At 75.3% G+C, this 4,042-nt stretch carries 4 protein-coding genes; 1 reads left to right on the top strand and 3 read right to left on the bottom strand.

What is annotated here, in order from left to right; genetic code table 11:
• Positions 1–92: 92 nt before the first annotated feature.
• The 3 genes from E0D90_RS24270 to E0D90_RS24260 form a co-directional block, all read right to left on the bottom strand.
• Entirely contained in the window at positions 93–1,319 is a 1,227-nt protein-coding gene (locus tag E0D90_RS24270) for an amidohydrolase (protein WP_227870465.1), read from the bottom strand.
• Positions 1,316–1,936, bottom strand: a complete 621-nt coding sequence (locus E0D90_RS24265; protein WP_130800092.1) for a GNAT family N-acetyltransferase — start codon at positions 1,934–1,936, stop codon at positions 1,316–1,318. Before E0D90_RS24265 ends, E0D90_RS24270 begins: the two co-directional genes overlap by 4 nt.
• Positions 1,937–2,041: 105 nt before the next feature.
• Positions 2,042–3,067, bottom strand: coding sequence for a mechanosensitive ion channel family protein (locus E0D90_RS24260; RefSeq protein WP_438827446.1), 1,026 nt, complete (start codon positions 3,065–3,067; stop codon positions 2,042–2,044).
• A 229-nt stretch (positions 3,068–3,296) separates the two neighbouring features.
• Here E0D90_RS24260 and E0D90_RS24255 point away from each other — a divergent pair, with 229 nt between their 5' ends.
• Complete coding sequence (locus E0D90_RS24255) at positions 3,297–3,833, top strand: HNH endonuclease (protein ID WP_130800090.1); 537 nt, start codon at positions 3,297–3,299, stop codon at positions 3,831–3,833.
• Positions 3,834–4,042: the final 209 nt, after the last annotated feature.

The following is a 4,042-nucleotide window of genomic DNA, read 5'->3' as shown; positions in this document are numbered from 1 at the left end:
CCCCCCCGCCTCGGCCGGCCCCGCCTCGGCCGGACCCGCACCGGGGCTCACCCGCCCCGGCCGGCCCCGCACCGGGCCTCACCCGTCCCGCCTCACCCGCCGTGGACCACCCGGCCGCCTCGCACCACCAGCCGCCGGGGCGGTCGGTCGACCACCACCTGCGGCACACACTCGCCCGTCACCAGCATGAAGTCGGCGGGCGACCCCGGCGTCAGGTCGGCCCGCTCCAGCCCCAGCAGCCGGGCGCCGTCATGGGCGACCGCGTCGAAGCAGCCGGTGAGCTGCTCGTCGAGCCGGCTGCCGGTGCGGCGCGCCAGCTGTTCGGCGCGCTCCAGCATGTCCCCGTTGCCGAACGGCGACCAGCGGTCCCGGACGCCGTCGGTGCCCACCCCGACCAGGACGCCCTGGGCACGCATCCGGTGGAAGGGCAGCACGGCGTTGCCGCCGACGGTGGTCAGCGCCACCCCCGCCTCCCGCAGCTCGTCGCCCACGCGGCACGCCGCGTCGTCGTCGAGGGACGCCAGGGCGAACGCGTGGCTGATGGTGACGCGGCCGCCGAGGGAGCCGGCCCGGGTGCGGGCCACGATCTCGCGGACCTGCCGCATACCCTCCTCGCCGCGGTCGTGGAGGTGGATGTCGACCCGTGGCCCGTGCTTCTCCGCGAGGCCGAAGACCAGGTCGAGCTGGCCGGGGAGGTCGCCGTCGATGCCCAGCGGGTCGATCCCGCCGACCACCTCGGCCAGCCCTTCGCGCACCGCCTCCGCCAGCAGTTCCGCCGTGCCGGGCGAGGAGAGCAGGCCGGTCTGCGGGAAGGCGACCAGCTCCAGGTCCATCACTCCGGCGAACCGCGCGGCGGCCTCCCGCACCTGGTGCAGCCCGTCCAGGCCGTGCACGGGGGCCACGTCCACATGGGCGCGCATCGCGCGGGTGCCGCGCTCGAAGCAGTGGGTCAGCAGGGCGGTCGCCCGGCCGACGGTCGTCGCGGGCAGCTCCGCCCGGGCCGTCGCGTCGGCGTCGATCAGCTCCCGCAGCCCGGCCGCCGGGCGGCGGGAGTGCCAGGGCAGGCCCCACTCCGTCTTGTCCGGGTGGGCGTGCGCGTTGACCAGTGTCGGCAGGGCGAGCAGACCGTGGCCCTCCACCACCTCGGCGCCGGCGGGCACCGGGCCCTCGCTGAACCGCCCGTCGACCGCGTAGAGGTCGACCGGTTCGCCGCCCCACGGGCGCACCCGCCGGAAGACGGTGCCGGCCGCCGAGTGGTCCCGCGCGGCGAGCGGCGAGCCGTAGGGCAGCCGGGCGGGCGGCTCGGCCGGGGCGCTCACAGCGCCAGCCCGAGGTGCACGGCGTCCGGCCCGGCGCCCGGCGCCGTCAGCCGCGTGAAGCCCAGCCGGTCGTAGAAGGCGCGGGCGCGGGTGTTCCCCGGGCCGACGCCCAGGTGCACGCCGGGGACACCCCGGGCGCGCAGCGCCTCCAGGTAGGTCTCCATCAGCGCGCGCCCCAGACCCCGGCCCTGGCCCTCCGGCAGCAGGTCGATGTGCAGATGCGCGGGATGGTGCTCGTCGAAGGCCGGCACGTGCATGCGGTCGGCGTGGTGCAGCAGGTCACGCATCCGCTCGTCGTCGTCGCCCGGCTCTCCCGGGGGTGCCGGGAAGCGGTCGGCGACGGTCGGCAGCCAGCGCTCGCGGAAGAAGCCGAAGAACGCCTCGCTGTCGGCCGCGCCCAGCACGTAGCCGATGGCGTGTGTGCCGTCGTCAGCGACGAAGACCAGCGACGGGTCGTACTCGGCGTAGGGCGTGGCGAAGATCGCGGGCAGGACGGCCGGGTCGGTGTAGTGGCCCCTGGCGTCCTCGCCGCCGTGGCCGGTGCGGACACAGATGTCCTCCAGCCGGGCGCGGTCCGAGGGCCGGTAGGGGCGGATGGTGACGGGGGTGCTCGACATGGCGGTCATCATCACCGGGCCCGCCACGGCGGCACAAGGAAGGCACCGGGAGGCGCTGGGTGTGCCGGGTGTGCCGGGTGTGCCGGGACACGGCACCGTGTGGGCTCAGCGCCGGTCGGCGGGCACCTTCGGCTCCTCCGTGCGGGGCCCGCGCAGCTTGTCCAGGGTGAGGGCGGCGGCGTCCACCTGCTCGATCCCGGCCGCGTCCAGGGCCCGCTTCATCCGCAGCCGCAGCTGGCGCTCGACCGTCGCCGCCTTGCCGGCCGGGACCTTGACCGTCGCCTTGATGACCTGCGTGTCCATCGACACCGACTCCAGGCCGAGGACCTCCAGCGGCTCCCACAGCAGTTCGTCCCACGGCGGGCTCGCCGACAGTTCCTCGCCCGCCTTCACCAGCAGCGCGGTGACCCGCTCGGTGTCGGCGTCGGCCCGCACCTCCACCTCGACGGTGGCCGTGGACCAGCCCTGGCTGAGGTTGCCGACCCGCCGGATCTCGCCGTTGCGCACGTACCAGACCTCACCGTCGTCCGAGCGCAGCGTGGTCACGCGCAGCCCGATCTCCAGCACCTCGCCGGTGACCTCGCCCGCGTCGATCCGGTCGCCGACGCCGTACTGGTCCTCCAGCAGCATGAACATCCCGGTGAGCACGTCGGTGACCAGGTTGCGCGCGCCGAAGCCGATCGCGACACCGACGATGCCGGCGCTCGCCACCAGCGGCCCCAGCTCGATGCCGAGCTGGTCCAGGACCATCAGCGCCGCCGTGCCGAGCACCACCAGGGAGGCGACGCTGCGCAGCACCGACCCGATGGCCGCCGCCCGCTGGCGCCGGCGCTCGGGATTGACCAGCAGCCCCCGGGTGGGGCTGCCCGGCGCCCGTTCGCGGCGCCCCATGCGGACTATGACCCGGGTGATCGCGCGGCGGACCACGGCCTGCAGCACGAAGGCGATCACCGCGATCAGCACGATCCGCAGGCCGGTCCCCAGCCAGCTCTCCCAGTTCTCCTCCAGCCAGCCGACGGTCTCGGCGGCCCGGTCGGAGGTCTCGGCCAGCACGTCGCCGCGCCGCCCGCCCAGTGGCGCGGCGCCGCTCGACGGCAGGACGGCGGGGGTGAGGGAAAAGGGAGGAAGCACCCGATCACGGTAGGCGAACCGGCCGACGCGATGTCGCCGCCCGGAACGCGAAGGGGCCGGTCGACAGCCCTTCGGGGAGTTCTCCGGCGGCTCGACCAGCGGCCCCGGACGGTGCTGTGGACCGCGACACATTCGTGGTCGTGGTGGCGCCGCCGAGGGTCGTCGATACACACTGTGGTAGATCGTCCCGGCGCGAGCCACGCGTCGCCGACGGAACTGGAGGCCGCTTGTGCCAAATGTCCTGGTTCTCAACGCCTCGTACGAGCCCCTCGGCGTCGTACCGGTCCGCCGCGCTCTGATCCTGCTGCTGCACGACAAGGCGGTGACGCTGGAGGACAGCGGCCTGCTGATGCGCAGCGCGACCCAGGCGATACCGGCACCCAGTGTGGTGCGCCTCAAGCGTTTCGTCCGCGTCCCGTACCGGACCGCGGTGCCGCTCACCCGCCGCGCGCTCTTCGCGCGGGACGGCGGCCGCTGCGCCTACTGCGGGGCCGTCGCCAACAGCGTCGACCACGTGATCCCGCGCAGCCGGGGCGGCCAGCACGCCTGGGAGAACGTGGTGGCGGCCTGCCGGCGCTGCAACCACGTCAAGGCGGACCGCCATGTCGCCGAACTGGGCTGGCGGCTGCGACATCCGCCCGGTCCACCGTCCGGGCTGGCCTGGCGCATCATCGGCACCGGATACCGCGACCCCCGCTGGATGCCGTATCTGCGGCCCTACGGCGCGGACGAGGCGCTCGCCCGCTTCGAGGGCACCCCGCTGTGAACGGCGCACGGCCGCACCGGGCACAGCGACCGCACGGCGGGCGGTGCACGGCGCGCACTGCGTGAGCGCCCGGCCCCGGCGCGCACCCTCACACTTCTCACGCCCGCGTACCCCCGCTCGGCCCAGCTCTTCCCGCCCGGCCGAAGCGACCGCGACCCGTTCGGCTGCCGCCACCCGCCCCGGCGCCGGACCCGCCGCCGCGGCACCCC

Origin of the sequence: Streptomyces otsuchiensis, assembly GCF_004305975.1 — a bacterium.
GTDB lineage: Bacteria > Actinomycetota > Actinomycetes > Streptomycetales > Streptomycetaceae > Streptomyces > Streptomyces otsuchiensis.
This window is presented reverse-complemented; position numbering and strand designations above follow the sequence as displayed.

Bases quoted from the DNA above. Each gene is read 5' to 3' on its own strand.
- E0D90_RS24265 (WP_130800092.1), bottom strand. From the start codon at position 1,936: ATGTCGAGCACCCCCGTCACCATCCGCCCCTACCGGCCCTCGGACCGC.